The following is a 17,814-nucleotide window of genomic DNA, read 5'->3' on the forward strand; positions in this document are numbered from 1 at the left end:
GCAAGTGGAATCAACTGAGCTCGATGCGATCGGCATGAATGACAATCTGGCCATTCTTGTACAACGCACCAATGGCCTTCTTGAAGTTGCCCTTGCTGACACCAAAAAGACTGCTGATCAACGCTGGATCGCTCTTGTCGCTGACCGCCAGGCTGCCGTTGTTTTCACGCAACCTGGCGAGGATCTTCGAGTTCAGGCTGGTGGCCGCTTCCTGGCCGACCGGCTGCAGGCTCAGGCTGATCTTGCCGTCGGCGCGAACTTCCTTGATGAAGCCCTTCTCTTCTTTACCGGCGCGCATGAACTTGAAGATTTCGTTCTTGTGGATCAGGCCCCAATGCTTGTTGTTGATGATGGCCTTGAAACCCATGTCCGTCGCTTCGGCCACCAGCAGATCCACTTCCTGACCCGCGGTGTAATTGGCCGGGGTCTTGTCCAGGTAGCGATCCAGGCGCGCGGTCGCGGTGATGCGACGGGTGTGCTTGTCGAGATAGACGTGCACCACCACATACTCGCCTGCCGTCATCTGACGCTTCTCTTCGGAGAACGGCAGCAACAGGTCTTTCGGCAACCCCCAGTCCAGGAATACGCCGATGCTGTTGACTTCAACAACTTTCAAACTGGCGAATTCACCGACTTGAACTTTCGGTTTTTCAGTAGTTGCGATGAGTTTGTCATCGCTGTCCAGATAAATAAAAACGTTGAGCCAGTCTTCATCTTCGCTAGGAGTATCTTTTGGAATATAACGATTAGGCAGAAGGATTTCGCCATCCGCACCACCGTCCAGATATAAACCGAAGTTAGTGTGTTTAACCACTTGCAAACTGTTGTAACGCCCGACTAAAGCCATGTCCAATACCCTCATTGCGTGGGCGGCATTCTACCCGGTTTTAGGCGCCGCGTTCGGCACCCGGCCCGGTGGTACGAGAAATTCCTCTGAAGACCTTGATTTTCCGGGGCTCGCATCGAGCACCTGGCCGCTCGTCAGACCGATCCGGGGATTTACGCCATGCCCAGGCCAGCGTAACGTGGTATTTTTTCAGGCAATGTTCTTAGTTAAAACAGCGGCTTAGACGCCTATTTCGAATACTGGCCGATGCCTGATTACCCCGACCTCACAATTATGGCGAGGGGATATTTGCCAAGCAATTATCAGGTAATTCCTGTACGATGCCTGGCCAAGTTAATTTTCTACAGGTTAATGGCCGCCATGCGTGTAAAAGCATCCACCAGCAAAGCAAAGCCAGCTCCAGCCGTCGAAACCAGCGAATCGATCAACAGCCAGATCGCTGCGTTCCTCAAGTCCGGCGGTGAAATCCAGCAAATTGCCAAAGGCGTCAGCGGCCAGACATTCGGCCCGTCCAAGCAGATCACCCTGGGCAAAAAGTAATTCCCTCGCGTCACCTGGTCCCAAAGCGCTTTGAGCTTCGAAGCGCTTGGACTGGAACTCTCGATACTCCCCCGCCCCCCCTTTCAAATCGTTTAGAAATCGACGAACGGCCTTCATTGCCGATCATTCGCCGGTATCCTTGCACACGTCTGGATCAAGCGTTTCAGCGGGCTCACCAGCCTGTCCTCGCTGTTCATGGAGTGACGCATGTTCAAACCTTTCTATCTATCGGCATTACTCGCCAGCCTGCTGGCATGCTCCGTAGCACACGCACAAATCTTTCAGCGTGAACTGGGTACCTTCGACCTCAAGCTCGGCACCACCCCCACCCGCAGCATGGCCCAGGGCCTGGTCAAACCTTCGGCTGTCGGCTCGTTCCACGGTGGCCTGGACCTGAGCCACGACAGCGGTTTCTACGTGGGCCAATGGTCGCCCAGCATGGGCATCAGCCCGGGGAAAAACCTCGAGCTCGATTCCTACATGGGCTTTAAACAACCCTTCGACCAAACCCTCGGCTACGAAGTGGGCCTGATCCGCTACAGCTACCCCGAAGTCACGCCCCCTGACAGCCAGGAACTGTTCGGCGGCCTGACCTTGCTTGGCAGCCGTTTCGGTATCGCCTTCAGCAATGACCCAGACAAACAGAACAACACCCTGTTCGCTGACTTGAGCGGCAATCAACCGTTCGGTGTCGGCATCAGCCTGAAATACACCACCCACCAATTCAATACGCCAGTGGCGGTGGATGGAGGGAATGTAGGCAGTTTTACCGATTGGTCGCTGAAATTGTCCCGCCCGTTCATGGGCATCGACCTCGACCTGATCTACAGTGACTCCAGCCTGAGCGGCAGCGGTTGCTCGGCCTATGCCGGGCACAACAGCCAGTGCGACGGGCTGGTGACGCTCAAGGCCGAACACGCGTTCTATTGATCGGCTGAACTGCCGGACTCCTCCCGGGTTCACATGAGAATCAGCCCCCGAAAGCTGGCTTTCGCAAGGATTCGCCCATGTCCCGCTGGTTCAAATATATCGCGGTTGTGTTGACCATTGCCCTCGCCCTCGGCGCGTGCAGCCGCGTGGGCCTGGCCTACCGCAATCTCGATGTGATCATCCCGTGGACGCTCAGCGACTACCTGGACATGAACGGCGAGCAAAAGAGCTGGCTGAACGAACGCCTGAAGGAACACCTGAGCTGGCACTGCACCACCCAATTGCCCGGCTACCTCGACTGGCTGGACCGCCTGCAAACCATGATCGCCACCAACCAGGTCACCGATGCCGCCTTGCAGGCCCGCGCCCGTGAAGCCGAACAGGCGATCGCCGAGATCGCACGGGAAATCACCCCGTCGGCCATCGAGTTGCTGCAAGGGCTGGATGACAAACAAGTCGCCGAAATGAACCAAGCCTTTGCCAGGGATCAGCGCAAACGCCAGGAGGAATACCTCAAGCCTTCCCTCGACCAGCAGATCAAGGAGCGCGGCGCGCGCATGGAGAAGCGCCTGAACGACTGGCTCGGGCCTTTGAGCATTTCTCAGCAACAGCGAGTCGCCACCTGGTCCAACGCCTTGGGCAACCAGAACTCCCAGTGGATTGCCAACCGTATCCATTGGCAGAAGCAGTTCAGCGCAGCCGTTGCGCAACGCCAGAGTCCACAATTCCCACAACGGATCGAGACACTTTTGGTCAATCGCGAGAGTTTGTGGACACCCGCCTATCGTCAGGCCTTCGCCAACACCGAAGCCCAGGCGCGCTCGCTGTTCGTGGATCTGATGGCTGAAAGCACGCCGGACCAGCGTGAGCGTTTGCTGAAAAAAATCGAGCGGGTAAGGAAGGATTTCAGCGACTTGAAGTGTTTAAAAACGCTGAAACAAAGTTAAGCCCCACACAATTCCTCTGTGGGCGATCCTATGGTTGAGGTGAAACCTTCAGCCGGGCTTCTGCTGACGACTGACCGGCGGTATGTCGAATTCCACGCAAGCCAAACGACTAGGCTGTGTAAGTCACCTCCCCGCCCCACGCAGGAGAAAACATCATGAACATTCAGAATCATCCCGTCGTGTCGCGGGAAGAATGGCTCGTCGCACGCAAACAGCACCTTGCCCACGAAAAAGCCTTTACCAAGGAAAGGGACAGACTCAGCGCCGAACGCCGCGCTCTGCCCTGGGTGAAAATCGACAAGGACTACCGCTTCCAGGGGCCCAACGGCGAACTGAAACTGGCGGACCTGTTTGGCGGACGCAGTCAATTGGTCATCTACCACTTCATGTTTGGCAAAGGCTGGGACGAAGGTTGCTCTGGCTGCTCGTTCCTCTCCGATCACATCGACGGCGCCAACCAGCACCTGGCCCACCACGACATTGCGGTCGTGGCGGTTTCCCACGCACCGTTCGCCGAATTCCAGGCGTTCAAGCGGCGCATGGGCTGGAAGTTCGACTGGGTGTCGTCAGCAGGTTCTGATTTCAATTACGACTTTGGCGTCAGTGCCCGAGCCGAAGACGCCGCCGCCGGAACCGCTATGTACAACTACGAAAAAACCGACGGATCCGAGGAAGAACTCCCCGGCCTCAGCGTGTTTTATCGCAATGACGCCGGGGAAGTTTTCCATACCTACTCCACCTATGCCCGGGGCCTGGACATGCTGGTCGGCGCCTACAACTACCTTGACCTGACGCCCAAGGGCCGCAACGAAGAGGAGATCATGGAGTGGGTGCGGCATCACGACAAATATGAGGAACAGGAGCAGTCGAGCTGCTGTCATGGGGGTTAGCCCCAGGCACTGAGGCACGACCTTCGCGGGCAAGCCACGCTCCCACAGGTATTGTGTCGTACACAAGATATGTGTTCACACCAGGCACCTGTGGGAGCGGGCTGGGCGCACATAAAAAAACCGGACATCAGTCCGGTTTTTTTTGAGTCACGACAACGGCTTACTCAGCCGCCGGTGCTTCCGGCTTGCGGCGCTTGAGCGGGGCCATGCCGTCCTTGCTGACCAGCGAATCGCTCTTCGGCCGGTTGGCGCTCTTGCGCTTGGTCGGGGTCTTGGCGGCGGTTTTCTTCTTGTCGCCCTTGGCGTCGGTCTTTTTCTTCTTCACGCCGACGGCCTTGCCCGAGGCCTTGACCTTTTTCGGTCCGCCGTAGGTGCCTTTGACTTCCTTGATGGTACGACGCTCGAAGCTCTGCTTGAGGTAGCGCTCGATGCTCGACATCAGGTTCCAGTCGCCGTGGCAGATCAGCGAGATCGCCAGGCCATCGTTACCGGCGCGACCGGTACGACCGATGCGGTGCACATATTCGTCGCCGCTGCGCGGCATGTCGAAGTTGATCACCAGGTCCAGACCGTCCACGTCCAGACCGCGGGCGGCGACGTCGGTGGCCACGAGGATTTTCACGCCGCCCTGCTTCAGGCGGTCGATCGCCAGTTTGCGATCCTTCTGGTCTTTCTCGCCGTGCAGCACGAACGCTTTGTATTCCTGCGCTACCAAGCGACCGTAGATGCGGTCGGCCATGGCTCGGGTGTTGGTGAAGACGATGGCCTTCTGGTAGGTCTCGTTGGCCAGCAGCCAGTTGACGATCTGTTCTTTGTGCTGATTGTGGTCAGCGGTAATGATTTGCTGGCGGGTGGTGTCGTTCAGCTGGCTGACCGCATTGAGCTGCAAGTGCTCGGGGTTGTTCAGGACCTTGGCGATCATCTCGCGCAGACCCGAACCACCGGTGGTAGCAGAGAACAGCATGGTCTGCTGACGGTTGGTGCACTCTTCCACCAGACGCTGAACGTCTTCGGCGAAGCCCATGTCGAGCATGCGGTCGGCTTCGTCGAGCACCAGTACTTCAACTTCTTTCAAGTCGAGGTTGCCTGCGTTCAGTTGCTCGATCATCCGGCCCGGCGTACCGATCAGGATGTCCGGCACCTTGCGCAGCATCGCGGCCTGGACTTTGAAGTCTTCGCCGCCGGTGATCAGGCCGGACTTGATGAAGGTGAACTGCGAGAAGCGTTCAACTTCTTTCAGGGTCTGCTGGGCCAGTTCGCGGGTCGGCAGCAGGATCAGGGTCTTGATGCTGACGCGGATTTTCGCCGGGCCGATCAGACGGTTGAGGATGGGCAAAACGAATGCAGCGGTTTTGCCGCTACCGGTTTGCGCCGTCACCCGCAGGTCACGCCCCTGGAGCGCCAGCGGGATGGCCGCGGCTTGCACAGGCGTTGGCTCGACAAATTTCAGCTCGGCCACGGCTTTGAGCAGGCGTTCGTGCAGGGCGAATTGGGAAAACACGGGTGCTACCTCGAAGAAATGCAAAAAAACAGCTGCATAGGGTAACGGTTTCGAGCGCTCAGGCCGAGTTTCTTTATACAAATGGCGCTAAACAGTTGGTTTTTTGTTGCCTGATTTTTCCCGAAACGTAATACAACGCGTCTTAAATGCTCTAATCCCCCTCTCGCGCCTTACAGAAGAATCGTTTTCGACCATGGATATCAAACAGCTCTGGACCAACGTCCTGGACCTTTGGGGTGCCCTCGACCAGCACCCGCTCGTGCACTCCAGCCTGTCGCTGTTGCTGCTGTTGGCGATTGCCCTGTTCCTCGGACGGGTGGCGCGCTACCTCATTCTGCACGCGACGAAAATGCTCGGCCGCCAGCCGACCTTGCACTGGATCAATGATTTCCTGCAGAACAAGGTGTTCCATCGCCTGGCGCAGATCACGCCTTCGCTGGTGATCCAGTTCGGTCTCAATCTGGTGCCGGATCTGAGCAAGACCAGTCTGAATTTCCTCGGCAACGTCGCGCTGTCCTTCACCTTGCTGTTTCTGCTGCTGTCGGTCAGCGCCCTGCTCAATGCCCTGCTGGACATCTACGCCCGCACCGAGCACGCCCGCACCCGTTCGATCAAAGGCTATGTGCAATTGGCGAAAATGGTGTTGTACGTGTTTGGCGCGATCATCATCGTCGCCACGCTGATCGACCGCTCTCCGCTGTTGCTGCTCTCGGGTCTGGGTGCCATGTCGGCGGTGATTCTGCTGGTCTACAAGGACACCCTGCTGTCGTTCGTCGCCAGCGTGCAGTTGACCAGCAACGACATGCTGCGGGTCGGCGACTGGATCGAGATGCCCCAGGTCGGTGCCGATGGCGATGTGGTGGACATCACGCTGCACACGGTCAAGGTGCAGAACTTCGACAAGACCATCGTCTCGATCCCGACCTGGCGCCTGATGTCCGAGTCATTCAAGAACTGGCGCGGCATGCAGGCTTCCGGTGGTCGCCGGATCAAACGCAGCCTGTTCATCGACGCCAGCGGCGTACGCTTTCTGCGTGACGACGAAGAGCAGAAGCTGTCCCAGGTGCACTTGCTCACCGACTACATGACCCGCAAACAGGCCGAACTCAAGGCCTGGAACGAAGCCCAGGGCAACGTCGCGGCCATGTCCGCCAACCGCCGGCGGATGACCAATATCGGCACTTTGCGCGCCTACGCGCTGGCCTATCTGAAGAGTCACGCGGAGATCCAGCCGAACATGACCTGCATGGTGCGTCAGATGCAGACAACGGCCCAGGGTATTCCGCTGGAAATCTACTGTTTCACCCGCACCACGGCGTGGGCCGACTACGAGCGGATCCAGGGGGATATTTTCGACTACCTGTTGGCGGTGCTGCCGGAGTTCGGGTTGAGTCTTTATCAGCAGCCGAGCGGATCGGATTTGCGTGCGGGAATATTGCCGGCGGTGCTGGGCGTGAGCCATCTTCCCGAAGCCGAAAAACGCAGGATGTAACACCACAAAAACAAATGTGGGAGCGAGCCTGCTCGCGATGAGGGCGTGTCAGTCAACATATGAGTCGTCTGACAGTCCGCTATCGCGAGCAGGCTCGCTCCTACAGGGGCTACATCCATTTCAGAATTTGCGGATTACTTGACCTGCCGCTGCGGTGCCTTGTGCACCATGGTGTAGGCGTAATCCACGCCCATGCCGTACGCGCCGCTGTGTTCCAGCACCAGTTCCATCACCGCCTCGTAAGTATCCTTGTGCGCCCAGTCACGTTGGTATTCGAGCAACACTTGCTGCCAGGTCACCGGTACCGCGCCGGCCTGAATCATCCGTTGCACCGACATGTCGTGGGCTTCCTTGCTGGTGCCGCCGGAGGCGTCGGTGACGATGTACACCTCATAGCCTTCAGCCAGGGCTTCCAGTGCCGGGAAAGTCAGGCAGACCTCGGTCCACAGCGCGGCGATGATCAGCTTTTTGCGCCCGGTGGCTTTCACCGCGTCTACCAGTGCCTTGTCTTCCCAGGAGTTCATCGAGGTGCGCTCGATCGGTTTTTGCTCCGGGTGCACGGCCAGCAATTCGGGCCAGATGTAGCCGCTGAAGCTTTCGGTTTCGACCGAGGTGTAGATCGTCGGTACGTTGAAGATCTTCGCCGCCTTGGCCAGGCCAACAGTGTTGTTCTTCAGGGTCTGACGATCGATGGACTGAACGCCGAATGCCATTTGCGGCTGGTGGTCGATCAGGATCAGGGCGGAGTTGGTTGGGTTGAGCAGTTCACGAATAGACATGGCGCGTTCCTTTTGATGTCGATACTTCGAATGGGTAAGGGGTTAGTCGACGCTGCCTTCAGCGGCGTTGTTGTCGGCTTGGATGTCACTTTAGGGGCTGGCGATAAAAGGGACAATTACCTAAAATAGAGAATCATTGATTCTAAAATAGGGACAATATGGATCGCATCGAATGCATGCGCGCCTTCGTCGTCACGGTCGGCGAGAACGGCTTCGCCGCAGCCGCCCGGGCCATGGACGTGCCGCGCTCGAAAGTCAGTAAACAGATTCAGGCGCTGGAAGAAGCCATTGGCGTGCAATTGCTGCAACGCACCACCCGCAGCCTGCACCTGACCGAGGCCGGGGCCGAGTATTTCGATGCAGCACGGGAAGTGTTGGCGGCACTGGACGAGGCCGAGCAACGCGCCCGTGACGGCATCGGCGAGTTACGCGGTGTATTGCGGGTCAATGCGCCGATGTCGTTCGGTCTTCGGCGGCTGGGGCCGTTGATTCCGCTGTTTCATGAACAGCACCCGAACATCGAGCTGCAACTGGTGCTCAGCGACCAGCAGGTCGATCCCGTGCGGGGCGGGTTTGACGTGACCATCCGCATCGCCAGCATGCCCGACTCGACGATGATCGCCCGGCAACTGGCGCCCGCACCGCGCATCATGGTGGCGTCCCCGGCTTATCTCGAACGCGCGGGCGTTCCGCAGACTCCGCAGGATCTGCGCGCCCATCAATGCCTGAACTACGGGTATCTACAGAGCGGTGTCAGCTTGCAACTGTGCAATGGCAAGGAAACCCAGCGTGTGAACGTCACCGGTCCATTGCACGCCAATAATGGCGACCTGCTCGCCCAGGCTGCCGAAGCCGGCATGGGCATCGCCCTGCTGCCTGACTTCATCGTCGAAGATGCGCTGGCGGCCGGGCGGCTGGTGCCGGTGCTGTGCGAATGGCAGGCTCCGGCGATCACCATCAACGCGGTGTATTCGTCGGCGCGGCGGGTGCCGCAGAAGACCCGGGCGTTTATCGAGTTTCTGGTAGGGCAACTGGCGCCGAAGTGATTTTCGGAGATCACGCAATCCCTTGTAGGAGCGAGCCTGCTCGCGATAGCGGTGGATCAGGCAACATCATCGTCGGCTGATACTCCGCAATCGCGAGCAGGCTCGCTCCTACAGGGATATCGGTTTATCCAGGGTTCAGAGAGCGGCCAGAGGTTTGCGCATACCCAACCGACTGATCCACACCGCCAACAAAATCACCGAACCGCCGAGAAACAACCGCCCCAGTTCTTCATGCTGGTTCCAGATCAGCAGATTGATCAGCAACCCCACCGGCACATGCAGGTTGTTCATCACCGCCAGAGTCCCGCCGCTGACCATACATGCACCCTTGTTCCACCAGTAGAGCCCCAAAGCGGTCGAGACCAGGCCGAGGAACAGCAGCACGCCCCATTGCAGCGGCGCTTCAGGCAGGAAGTTCTGTTTGCCGAATAGTAGAAACGCCGGCAACACCACCGCCAGCGCGCCGAGGTAGAAGTAGCCGAAGCGACGGTAATGCGGCAGGTTGCTCGGGTGGCGCGCGACCAGGTGTTTGTACAGCACCTGGCCAGCGGCGTAGGTGAAGTTGGCCAGTTGCAGCAACAGGAAACCCATGAGGAAGTCCGGATTGATCCGGTCAAAGCGAATCACCGCCGCCCCCGCCACCGCCACCAGCGCCGCGACCAGGGCCCAGGGATTGAAGCGACGGTTGAGTGCATCTTCGATCAGGGTCACGTGCAGCGGCGTGAGGATAGTGAACAACAACACTTCCGGCACCGTCAGTACACGAAAGCTCAGGTACAGGCAGACGTAGGTCACGCCAAACTGCAACGCGCCGATCAGCAACATGCCACGCATGAATGCCGGCTCAACCGAGCGCCAGCGGGTCAGCGGGATGAACACCAGCCCCGCCAGCAGTACGCGTACCAAGACTGCAAAATAGCTGTCGACATGACCGGCCAGGTATTCGCCAATCAAACTGAAGGAAAACGCCTGGATCAGCGTGACAAAAAGTAGATAGCCCATGCTCGCCTCATTTCGAATGGCGGCGACGATAGCGGTTTTTGCCCTTTATCGCGATCGCTAAACCAACACAAAACCTGTGAGAGCGAGCCCTGTGGCGAGGGGGCTCGCTCCCACAGGGTTACATGGGTGTCTATAAAATCGCAGGCAAAAAAAAGCCCGATCTCGCTAAAGCGTTCAATCGGGCAAGAGCACTCAGGAGCAACAAGTGCGAAGGGAGGTTCGATGCGCGTACAGGCTTGAAGGGTTGCGCCAGGTCACTAGACCATCCAGCGATTATCTGGCGATTAACCGGTCAGGCCACTTGCGAGAGCTTGGCGTTCGCCTGGTTCAGGCCTTTCTCCTGGAAGTCACCGCCCAGGTTCATGCCTTCGGCGTGGATGAACGTCACGTCGTGGATGCCGATAAAGCCCATGACCTGACGCAGGTAGGGTTCCTGGTGATCGGCGGTGCTGCCGGCATAGATGCCGCCGCGGGCCGTCAACACATAGGCACGCTTGCCGCTGAGCAGGCCTTGCGGGCCGGTTTCGGTGTACTTGAAGGTCACGCCGGCCCGCAGTACATGGTCGAGCCAGGCTTTCAGGGTGCTGGGGATGGCGAAGTTGTACATCGGTGCGGCCATCACCAGTACATCGGCGGCGAGCAATTCGTCGGTCAACTGGTTGGAGCGTTCCAGGGACGCCTGTTCGATGTCGCTGCGCTGCTCGGCGGGTTTCATCCAGCCACCCAGCAGGTTGATGTCCAGGTGCGGCACCGGTTTGACGGCCAGGTCCCGGATGGTGATCTGGTCATTCGGGTGAGCGGCTTTCCACTGGCTGATGAAGGTCTGGGTCAGTTGACGGGAAACCGAGTCTTGCTGACGGGCACTGCTTTCGATGATCAGAACGCGGGACATGGGATGTAGCCTCCATCTGAGAATGCTGTAGGTCGATGGAGTGAAGGTTAAACAGAGTCATATCGATGAAAAAGCGCAAATAATTGCTATAACCCATCAATAAATTCGTTTATAAGCAAACATTGCCCCCTGTGGGAGCGAGCCCTGTGGCGAGGGGCCTCGCTCCCACAGAAGATCGAGGTCATTTCGGGGTGCAGGTCAGCTCGATGCGCAGCTTGATGATGCTGCGGGTGAATTTGACGGTCGCATTTTTGTGCTTGCCGGCCGGTACGTCGATCTTGCGGGTGCGCGGAGCTTCAGGGCCATTGATGAAAACGGCCTTGCAGCTCGCATCGACGTCACCGTAGTTGGCCACCTGAATGGAGCCGATGTCGCTATCCGTGTCGTAGGTCTGGTAATCGATCTTCATGCCGTTGAGGTCTTTCTTCACGTCGATCGGGTAAGCCATCGCCGTCAGCGGCAGCAGCGCCAGCAGCACACAACAGAATTTTTTCATTCAGCAGCCTCCAGTAAGGGCTGCCAGCTTAGGACAAGAGGAGCTCCACATGAAAGCGCCCCGCGTGACCCTTGATCAATGGCGAACGCTGCAAGCCGTGGTCGATCACGGTGGTTTCGCCCAGGCCGCCGAGGCACTGCATCGCTCGCAATCGTCGGTCAGCTACACCGTGGCACGCATGCAGGATCAGCTCGGCGTGCCGTTGCTGCGCATCGACGGGCGCAAAGCCGTGCTGACCGAAGCCGGCGGCGTGCTGTTGCGCCGTTCCCGGCAATTGGTGAAACAGGCCAGTCAGCTGGAAGACCTGGCCCATCACATGGAGCAGGGCTGGGAAGCCGAAGTGCGCCTGGTGGTCGATGCCGCTTACCCAAGCGCCCGCCTCGTCCGCGCCTTGACCGCGTTCATGCCGCAAAGCCGTGGCTGCCGGGTGCGTCTGCGTGAAGAAGTGCTGTCGGGCGTGGAGGAAGTCCTGCTCGAAGGCGTGGCCGACCTGGCCATCACCGGGTTCAGCATTCCCGGTTACCTGGGCGCGGAATTGAGCGACGTCGAGTTCGTGGCGGTCGCCCATCCGGAGCATCCCCTGCACCGCCTCAACCGCGAACTGAGCTTCCAGGACCTGGAAAGCCAGATGCAAGTGGTGATCCGCGACTCCGGGCGCCAGCAACCACGGGACGTCGGCTGGCTCGGTGCCGAACAGCGCTGGACCGTCGGCAGCCTGGCCACCGCCGCAACCTTCGTCAGCAGCGGTCTGGGGTTTGCGTGGTTGCCCCGACACATGATCGAACGGGAACTCAAGGAAGGTACGCTCAAGCTGCTACCGTTGGATCAGGGCGGTAGCCGCAACCCGAGTTTTTACCTGTATTCGAACAAGGACAAACCGCTCGGGCCAGCTACGCAGATTCTCATCGAACTGCTGCGTACGTTTGACACCGCACCACTGGACGCACCGTTCGCCGCCCCCGAACAAGCCTGACACGGAGTGTATGCATGGCCTATTTCGAACACGAAGGTTGCAACCTGCACTATGAGGAATATGGCCACGGCACGCCGCTGCTGCTGGTCCACGGTCTGGGTTCCAGCACGCTGGACTGGGAAAAACAGATCCCGGCACTGGCCACCCGCTACCGGGTGATTGTCCCGGATGTGCGCGGTCACGGCCGTTCGGACAAACCCCGGGAGCGCTACAGCATTGCCGGATTCAGCGCTGACCTGATTGCACTGATCGAGCACCTCAATCTCGGCCCGGCACATTATGTCGGCCTGTCGATGGGCGGCATGATCGGCTTCCAGTTGGGCGTGGATCAGCCGCAACTGCTCAAGAGCCTGTGCATCGTCAACAGCGCGCCCGAGGTCAAACTGCGCAGCCGCGATGACTACTGGCAGTGGTTCAAGCGCTGGAGCCTGATGCGCGCCCTTAGCCTGGGCACCATCGGCAAGGCGCTGGGCGGCAAGTTGTTCCCCAAGCCCGAGCAGGCCGACTTGCGACAAAAGATGGCCGAACGCTGGGCAAAAAACGATAAACATGCTTATCTCGCCAGCTTCAATGCCATTGTCGGCTGGGGGGTTCAGGAACGACTTTCGAAGGTCACCTGTCCAACCCTCATCGTCAGTGCCGACCGTGACTACACACCGGTGGCGCTGAAGGAAAACTACGTCAAACTGCTGCCCGACGCGCGGCTGGTGGTGATCGCCGATTCCCGCCACGCCACGCCGCTGGACCAGCCGGAACACTTCAACCAGACGCTGCTGGAATTTCTGACCACAGTCGACACCACCACTCAGGATCACTGACCCATGCTGAAAAAAATCGCCCTCGCCGCAGGCACCGTCCTGTTTGCCGCCAACCTGATGGCCGCGACGCCGGAAAAGGCCCCGCATGTGCTGCTGGACACCACCAATGGCCAGATCGAAATCGAACTGGACCCGGTCAAGGCCCCGATCAGTACCAGGAACTTCCTTGAGTACGTCGACAGCGGCTTCTACAACAACACGATTTTCCACCGGGTGATTCCGGGTTTCATGGTCCAGGGCGGCGGCTTCACCCAGGCCATGCAGCAAAAAGACACCAAGGACCCGATCAAGAACGAGCACAAGAACGGCCTGGTCAACGTGCGTGGCACCTTGTCCATGGCCCGTACCTCGGTGCCTGACTCGGCCACCAGCCAGTTCTTCATCAACGTCAAGGACAACGACTTCCTTGACCAGGGCGACGGCTACGCGGTGTTCGGCAAAGTGGTCAAAGGCATGGACGTGGTCGATATCATCGTCAATTCGCCAACCACCGTTCGTAGCGGCATGAAGGACGTACCGGCCGACCCGGTGTTCATCAAGTCGGCCAAGCGCATCGACTGAGACTAAGCTGGACAAGGATGTCCGAGCCGTTGCCGGCTTTGCCGGCAACGCTCAAACCGTTTAAAGGAGAGCCCGTTCGCGGGCGAAAAAAACATGCTTTATCGCCGTTTTGAAAAACTGATCGATGTTTTCCGTGAAGCCCCGACGGCGTCTCCGCCGGACCGGGTTTTCCCCTTTTACACGTATTACCTCAAGCAGGTCTGGCCGAGCTTCGCCGCCCTGCTGATCGTCGGCCTGATGGGTGCCTTGATCGAAGTGGCATTGTTCAGCTACCTGAGCCGCATCATCGACCTGGCCCAAGGCACGCCGAACGTCAGTCTGTTCCAGGATCATGCCCTCGAACTGAGCTGGATGGTGGTGGTTGCGCTGGTGCTGCGCCCCATTTTCGTGGGCCTGCATGACCTGCTGGTGCACCAGACCCTGAGTCCCAGCATGACCAGCATGATCCGCTGGCAGAACCACAGCTACGTGCTCAAGCAGAGCCTGAATTTCTTCCAGAACGACTTCGCCGGGCGCATCGCCCAACGCATCATGCAAACCGGCAACTCACTGCGCGATTCCGCCGTGCAAGCGGTGGATGCGTTGTGGCATGTGTTGATCTACGCCATCAGCTCCCTGGTGCTGTTCGCCGAAGCCGACTGGCGCCTGATAATCCCGCTGCTGACCTGGATCTTCGCCTTCATCGGTGCCCTCTGCTACTTCGTGCCACGGGTCAAGGATCGCTCGGTGGTGGCGTCCGATGCGCGCTCCAAACTCATGGGGCGGATTGTCGACGGCTACACCAACATCACCACCCTGAAGCTGTTCGCCCACACCAACTTCGAGCAGCAGTACGCCCGCGAAGCGATCAAGGAACAGACCGAGAAGGCGCAACTGGCCGGCCGCGTGGTCACCAGCATGGACGTGGCCATCACCAGCATGAACGGCTTGCTGATCGTCTGCACCACCGGCCTGGCCCTGTGGCTGTGGACCCAGTCGTTGATCAGCGTGGGTGCCATCGCCCTGGCCACTGGCCTGGTGATCCGCATCGTCAACATGTCCGGCTGGATCATGTGGGTGGTCACCGGCATTTTCGAAAACATCGGCATGGTGCAGGACGGTCTGCAGACCATTTCGCAACCGGTCTCCGTTACCGACCGCGACCAGGCCAAACCCCTGGCGGTGGCCCGTGGCGAAGTGCGCTTCGAACAGGTGGACTTCCACTACGGCAAGCGGAGCGGGATCATCGGTGACCTCAACCTGACCATCAAGGCCGGTGAAAAAATCGGCCTGATCGGCCCGTCCGGTGCCGGAAAATCGACCCTGGTGAACCTGCTGCTGCGCCTGTACGACGTCGAAGGCGGACGCATCCTGATCGACGGCCAGAATATCGCCGACGTCAGCCAGGAAAGCCTGCGCGAACGCATCGGCATGATCACCCAGGACACGTCGCTGCTGCACCGCTCGATCCGCGACAACCTGCTGTATGGCAAGCCCGACGCCACCGACGCGCAACTCTGGGAAGCGGTGCACAAGGCCCGGGCTGATGGCTTCATTCCTTCACTGTCGGACGCCGAAGGCCGCACCGGTTTCGATGCCCACGTCGGTGAGCGCGGGGTGAAACTCTCCGGCGGCCAGCGCCAGCGCATCGCCATTGCCCGAGTGCTGCTCAAGGACGCGCCGATCCTGATCATGGACGAGGCTACCTCGGCACTGGATTCGGAAGTCGAAGCGGCGATCCAGGAAAGCCTCGAAACCCTGATGCAGGGCAAAACCGTGATCGCCATCGCTCACCGGCTCTCGACCATCGCCCGGATGGACCGGCTGGTGGTGCTGGAAAACGGCAAGATCGCCGAAACCGGCAGCCATGCCGAACTGCTGGCCCATGGCGGTTTGTATGCGCGGCTGTGGCAACACCAGACCGGTGGGTTTGTCGGGATCGATTGATCCTCAGGATGGCTACATTACCTGTAGGAGCGAGTTTGCTCGCGATGGATCAAAGAACGCCGCGCGGTGTCAGGCTCTCAGCATTATCGTTGACGACCATCGCGAGCAAGCTCGCTCCTACAGCTGAAAGATTTTAGAAAACCTCAGGCCCCGCCAACAACGGGGCCTGGCGGTTTTTTATGCCTGCTGGAATTCTGAAAAAACCGTGCTGTACTGACTTCGACGTTCTGGAGGTGGTTCTGCAGTCCATCGGCTGGATGCTAAAGGCAGCATAATCTCGAAAGGACACTCTCTTATGTCTCTGTTAAAACGTTCGGCGACTGAGTTGGCAGGTACGTTCTGGCTGGTGTTGGGTGGTTGCGGCAGTGCGGTGCTGGCGGCGGCTTTTCCGGATGTCGGGATCGGCCTGCTCGGGGTGTCCTTCGCATTTGGCCTGACCGTGCTGACCATGGCTTTCGCCATCGGCCATATTTCCGGCTGTCATCTCAATCCTGCGGTGTCCCTCGGCCTAGTGGTGGGTGGGCGCTTTGCGGCCAAGGAATTGCCGGCCTACATCGTCGCCCAGGTCATTGGCGGCGTGATTGCAGCTACCCTGCTGTACTTCATTGCCAGCGGTAAACCCGGTTTCGAACTGGCAGGAGGCCTGGCGTCCAACGGCTATGGCGAACACTCGCCTGGCGGCTATTCGATGGCGGCAGGGTTTGTCTGTGAACTGGTGATGACGGCGATGTTCATCCTGATCATCCTCGGTGCCACCGACAAACGTGCACCGGCAGGCCTGGCACCGATTGCCATCGGCCTGGGGCTGACGCTCATCCACCTGATCTCGATCCCGGTCACCAACACCTCGGTCAACCCGGCACGCAGCACCGGCCCGGCGCTGATCGTTGGTGGCTGGGCGATTCAACAATTGTGGATGTTCTGGGTCGCACCGCTGCTCGGCGCAGTGCTCGGCGGGGTGTTGTATCGCTGGCTGGGCAAAGAAGAAAACTGAAACGCTGAAGATCAGCCTTGTCGATAAGGCAAGGCTGACTTCGCCTCCTCTGCATAGGCCAACACTCCCAGGCGCTCCTGCTCCAGAAAGTCTTTCACCGCCGCTTTCAATCCGGGATGCCGCAAGTAGTGCCAGGAATGGGTAATGACTGGCTCGAATCCACGAATCAGTTTGTGCTCGCCCTGGGCTCCGGCATCGAAACGCTGGAAACCGTTGGCGATGGCATAGTCCATGCCTTGATAGAAACAGGTCTCGAAATGCAGGCGATCGAACTCCGCCAGGCATCCCCAGTAACGGCCATAAAAGCGGTCACCCCCCACCAGACTGAACGCCATCGCCACTGGCCGTGAACCTTGTTTGGCCAGCACCACGCGAATCGACTCCGGCATGCGTTCGGCCAACAGGCTGAAAAACCCCCGCGTCAAATACGGCGCTTGCCGGCGCACCGCATAGGTATTGGCGTAGCAGGCATAGACGAAATCCCATTGCGCCTGACTCAGCTCCCGCCCTTCAAGCCACTCAAACTCGAAGCCCTGCCCGGCCACCTGCTCGCGCTCCTTGCGCATCTGTTTACGCTTGCGCGAACTGAGCGCATCGAGGAAGTCTTGGAAATCCCGGTAGCCGCGATTCTGCCAGTGGTATTGACAGCCAACGCGCTGCAGCCAGCCCGGTTGCTCGCTCAGTGCCGCGTCGGTGAACGGATCGGTGAAGTTGATGTGGGCGCTGGAGAGCCCTTCGAGTTCAAGGTAGCCCGGCAGGCTTTTCAATAACTCGAAACCGTCTTCGACCGTGGCCGCCAACAGCCGCGGCCCGCTGACGGGACTGAACGGCACAGCCGTCAACAGCTTGGGATAGTAATCGATGCCTGCACGTTCGCAGGCATCGGCCCAGGCATGATCGAACACGTACTCGCCATAGGAATGCCACTTGCGGTATCCGGGGAGCGCGGCGATCAGTCGATCCCCTTCGACGTGCAATAAATGCTCGGGCTGCCAGCCGGTATGGGGTCCGACGCTGCCGCTGTCTTCCAGTGCGCTCAAAAAGGCGTGACGCAGAAAAGGCTGAGTCTCGGGCACCAGTGCGTCCCACGTTTGCGGGGCGATTTCTGACAGTTTTTGCAGACGTTGCAACGGCATCACCATCCTCACTCTTCATGGCGTGAAAGCCCCGCGAGTATCGC

The 17,814-nt window shown here is 59.1% G+C and carries 18 protein-coding genes; 11 read left to right on the plus strand and 7 right to left on the minus strand.

Going from position 1 to position 17,814, the window contains the following annotated elements:
• Positions 1-10: 10 nt before the first annotated feature.
• Positions 11-847 (minus strand): S1 RNA-binding domain-containing protein, encoded by an 837-nt coding sequence (locus tag KGA83_RS12355; protein ID WP_108218562.1) that lies wholly within the window; start codon positions 845-847, stop codon positions 11-13.
• A gap of 351 nt (positions 848-1,198) precedes the next feature.
• On the opposite strand from KGA83_RS12355, the gene KGA83_RS12360 reads away from it, so the two are divergent.
• The 4 genes from KGA83_RS12360 to KGA83_RS12375 all read left to right on the plus strand — a co-directional run bounded on the left by KGA83_RS12360 (position 1,199) and on the right by KGA83_RS12375 (position 4,154).
• A complete protein-coding gene (locus KGA83_RS12360; RefSeq protein WP_015096330.1) occupies positions 1,199-1,387 on the plus strand; it encodes a hypothetical protein in 189 nt (62 codons plus the stop codon).
• A gap of 207 nt (positions 1,388-1,594) precedes the next feature.
• Positions 1,595-2,317: a TorF family putative porin gene (locus tag KGA83_RS12365; RefSeq protein WP_223529827.1), complete on the plus strand. Its 723-nt coding sequence runs from the start codon at positions 1,595-1,597 to the stop codon at positions 2,315-2,317.
• Positions 2,318-2,394: 77 nt separating this feature from the next.
• Positions 2,395-3,264, plus strand: coding sequence for a DUF6279 family lipoprotein (locus tag KGA83_RS12370; RefSeq protein WP_108218560.1), 870 nt, complete (start codon positions 2,395-2,397; stop codon positions 3,262-3,264).
• Between the two features lie 155 nt (positions 3,265-3,419).
• Positions 3,420-4,154, plus strand: coding sequence for a DUF899 domain-containing protein (locus KGA83_RS12375; protein WP_108218559.1), 735 nt, complete (start codon positions 3,420-3,422; stop codon positions 4,152-4,154).
• 160 nt (positions 4,155-4,314) lie between these two features.
• Here KGA83_RS12375 and KGA83_RS12380 read toward each other — a convergent pair whose 3' ends face one another.
• Positions 4,315-5,655 (minus strand): DEAD/DEAH box helicase, encoded by a 1,341-nt coding sequence (locus KGA83_RS12380; RefSeq protein ID WP_108218558.1) that lies wholly within the window; start codon positions 5,653-5,655, stop codon positions 4,315-4,317.
• A 193-nt stretch (positions 5,656-5,848) separates the two neighbouring features.
• Here KGA83_RS12380 and KGA83_RS12385 point away from each other — a divergent pair, with 193 nt between their 5' ends.
• On the plus strand, positions 5,849-7,147 hold the full coding sequence (locus KGA83_RS12385; protein WP_108218557.1) for a mechanosensitive ion channel family protein: 1,299 nt from the start codon (positions 5,849-5,851) through the stop codon (positions 7,145-7,147).
• 134 nt (positions 7,148-7,281) lie between these two features.
• On the opposite strand, the gene KGA83_RS12390 is transcribed toward KGA83_RS12385, so the two are convergent.
• The gene (locus KGA83_RS12390) at positions 7,282-7,926 is read right to left on the minus strand and encodes a hydrolase (RefSeq protein WP_108218556.1); all 645 of its coding nucleotides are present in this window, start codon (positions 7,924-7,926) and stop codon (positions 7,282-7,284) included.
• A 158-nt stretch (positions 7,927-8,084) separates the two neighbouring features.
• Between KGA83_RS12390 and KGA83_RS12395 the strand changes: the two genes are divergently transcribed.
• Entirely contained in the window at positions 8,085-8,972 is an 888-nt protein-coding gene (locus KGA83_RS12395) for a LysR family transcriptional regulator (protein ID WP_108218555.1), read from the plus strand.
• A 135-nt stretch (positions 8,973-9,107) separates the two neighbouring features.
• Here the strand turns inward: KGA83_RS12395 and KGA83_RS12400 are convergent, their stop codons facing one another.
• From KGA83_RS12400 to KGA83_RS12410, 3 genes are all read right to left on the minus strand, one after another.
• On the minus strand, positions 9,108-9,974 hold the full coding sequence (locus KGA83_RS12400) for a carboxylate/amino acid/amine transporter (RefSeq protein WP_223529829.1): 867 nt from the start codon (positions 9,972-9,974) through the stop codon (positions 9,108-9,110).
• Between the two features lie 292 nt (positions 9,975-10,266).
• On the minus strand, positions 10,267-10,866 hold the full coding sequence (locus KGA83_RS12405) for an FMN-dependent NADH-azoreductase (protein WP_108218553.1): 600 nt from the start codon (positions 10,864-10,866) through the stop codon (positions 10,267-10,269).
• A gap of 181 nt (positions 10,867-11,047) precedes the next feature.
• Positions 11,048-11,362 (minus strand): 3-phosphoglycerate kinase, encoded by a 315-nt coding sequence (locus tag KGA83_RS12410; RefSeq protein ID WP_108218552.1) that lies wholly within the window; start codon positions 11,360-11,362, stop codon positions 11,048-11,050.
• A gap of 49 nt (positions 11,363-11,411) precedes the next feature.
• Here KGA83_RS12410 and KGA83_RS12415 point away from each other — a divergent pair, with 49 nt between their 5' ends.
• The 5 genes from KGA83_RS12415 to aqpZ all read left to right on the plus strand — a co-directional run bounded on the left by KGA83_RS12415 (position 11,412) and on the right by aqpZ (position 16,634).
• Positions 11,412-12,335, plus strand: a complete 924-nt coding sequence (locus KGA83_RS12415) for a LysR family transcriptional regulator (protein WP_008018223.1) — start codon at positions 11,412-11,414, stop codon at positions 12,333-12,335.
• Between the two features lie 14 nt (positions 12,336-12,349).
• Positions 12,350-13,153: an alpha/beta fold hydrolase gene (locus KGA83_RS12420; protein ID WP_108218551.1), complete on the plus strand. Its 804-nt coding sequence runs from the start codon at positions 12,350-12,352 to the stop codon at positions 13,151-13,153.
• A 3-nt stretch (positions 13,154-13,156) separates the two neighbouring features.
• Complete coding sequence (locus tag KGA83_RS12425) at positions 13,157-13,714, plus strand: peptidylprolyl isomerase (protein WP_223529831.1); 558 nt, start codon at positions 13,157-13,159, stop codon at positions 13,712-13,714.
• 93 nt (positions 13,715-13,807) lie between these two features.
• Entirely contained in the window at positions 13,808-15,640 is a 1,833-nt protein-coding gene (locus KGA83_RS12430; protein ID WP_108218549.1) for an ABC transporter ATP-binding protein, read from the plus strand.
• A gap of 295 nt (positions 15,641-15,935) precedes the next feature.
• Positions 15,936-16,634 carry an aquaporin Z gene (aqpZ, locus tag KGA83_RS12435; protein ID WP_108218548.1) on the plus strand — a complete coding sequence of 233 codons (699 nt, stop codon included), beginning with the start codon at positions 15,936-15,938 and terminating at the stop codon, positions 16,632-16,634.
• Between the two features lie 11 nt (positions 16,635-16,645).
• On the opposite strand, the gene KGA83_RS12440 is transcribed toward aqpZ, so the two are convergent.
• The gene (locus tag KGA83_RS12440) at positions 16,646-17,770 is read right to left on the minus strand and encodes a GNAT family N-acetyltransferase (protein ID WP_115948143.1); all 1,125 of its coding nucleotides are present in this window, start codon (positions 17,768-17,770) and stop codon (positions 16,646-16,648) included.
• Between the last annotated feature and the right edge of the window lie 44 nt (positions 17,771-17,814).

It is taken from the genome of Pseudomonas sp. GL-R-19 (assembly GCF_019956375.1).
Lineage (GTDB): Bacteria > Pseudomonadota > Gammaproteobacteria > Pseudomonadales > Pseudomonadaceae > Aquipseudomonas.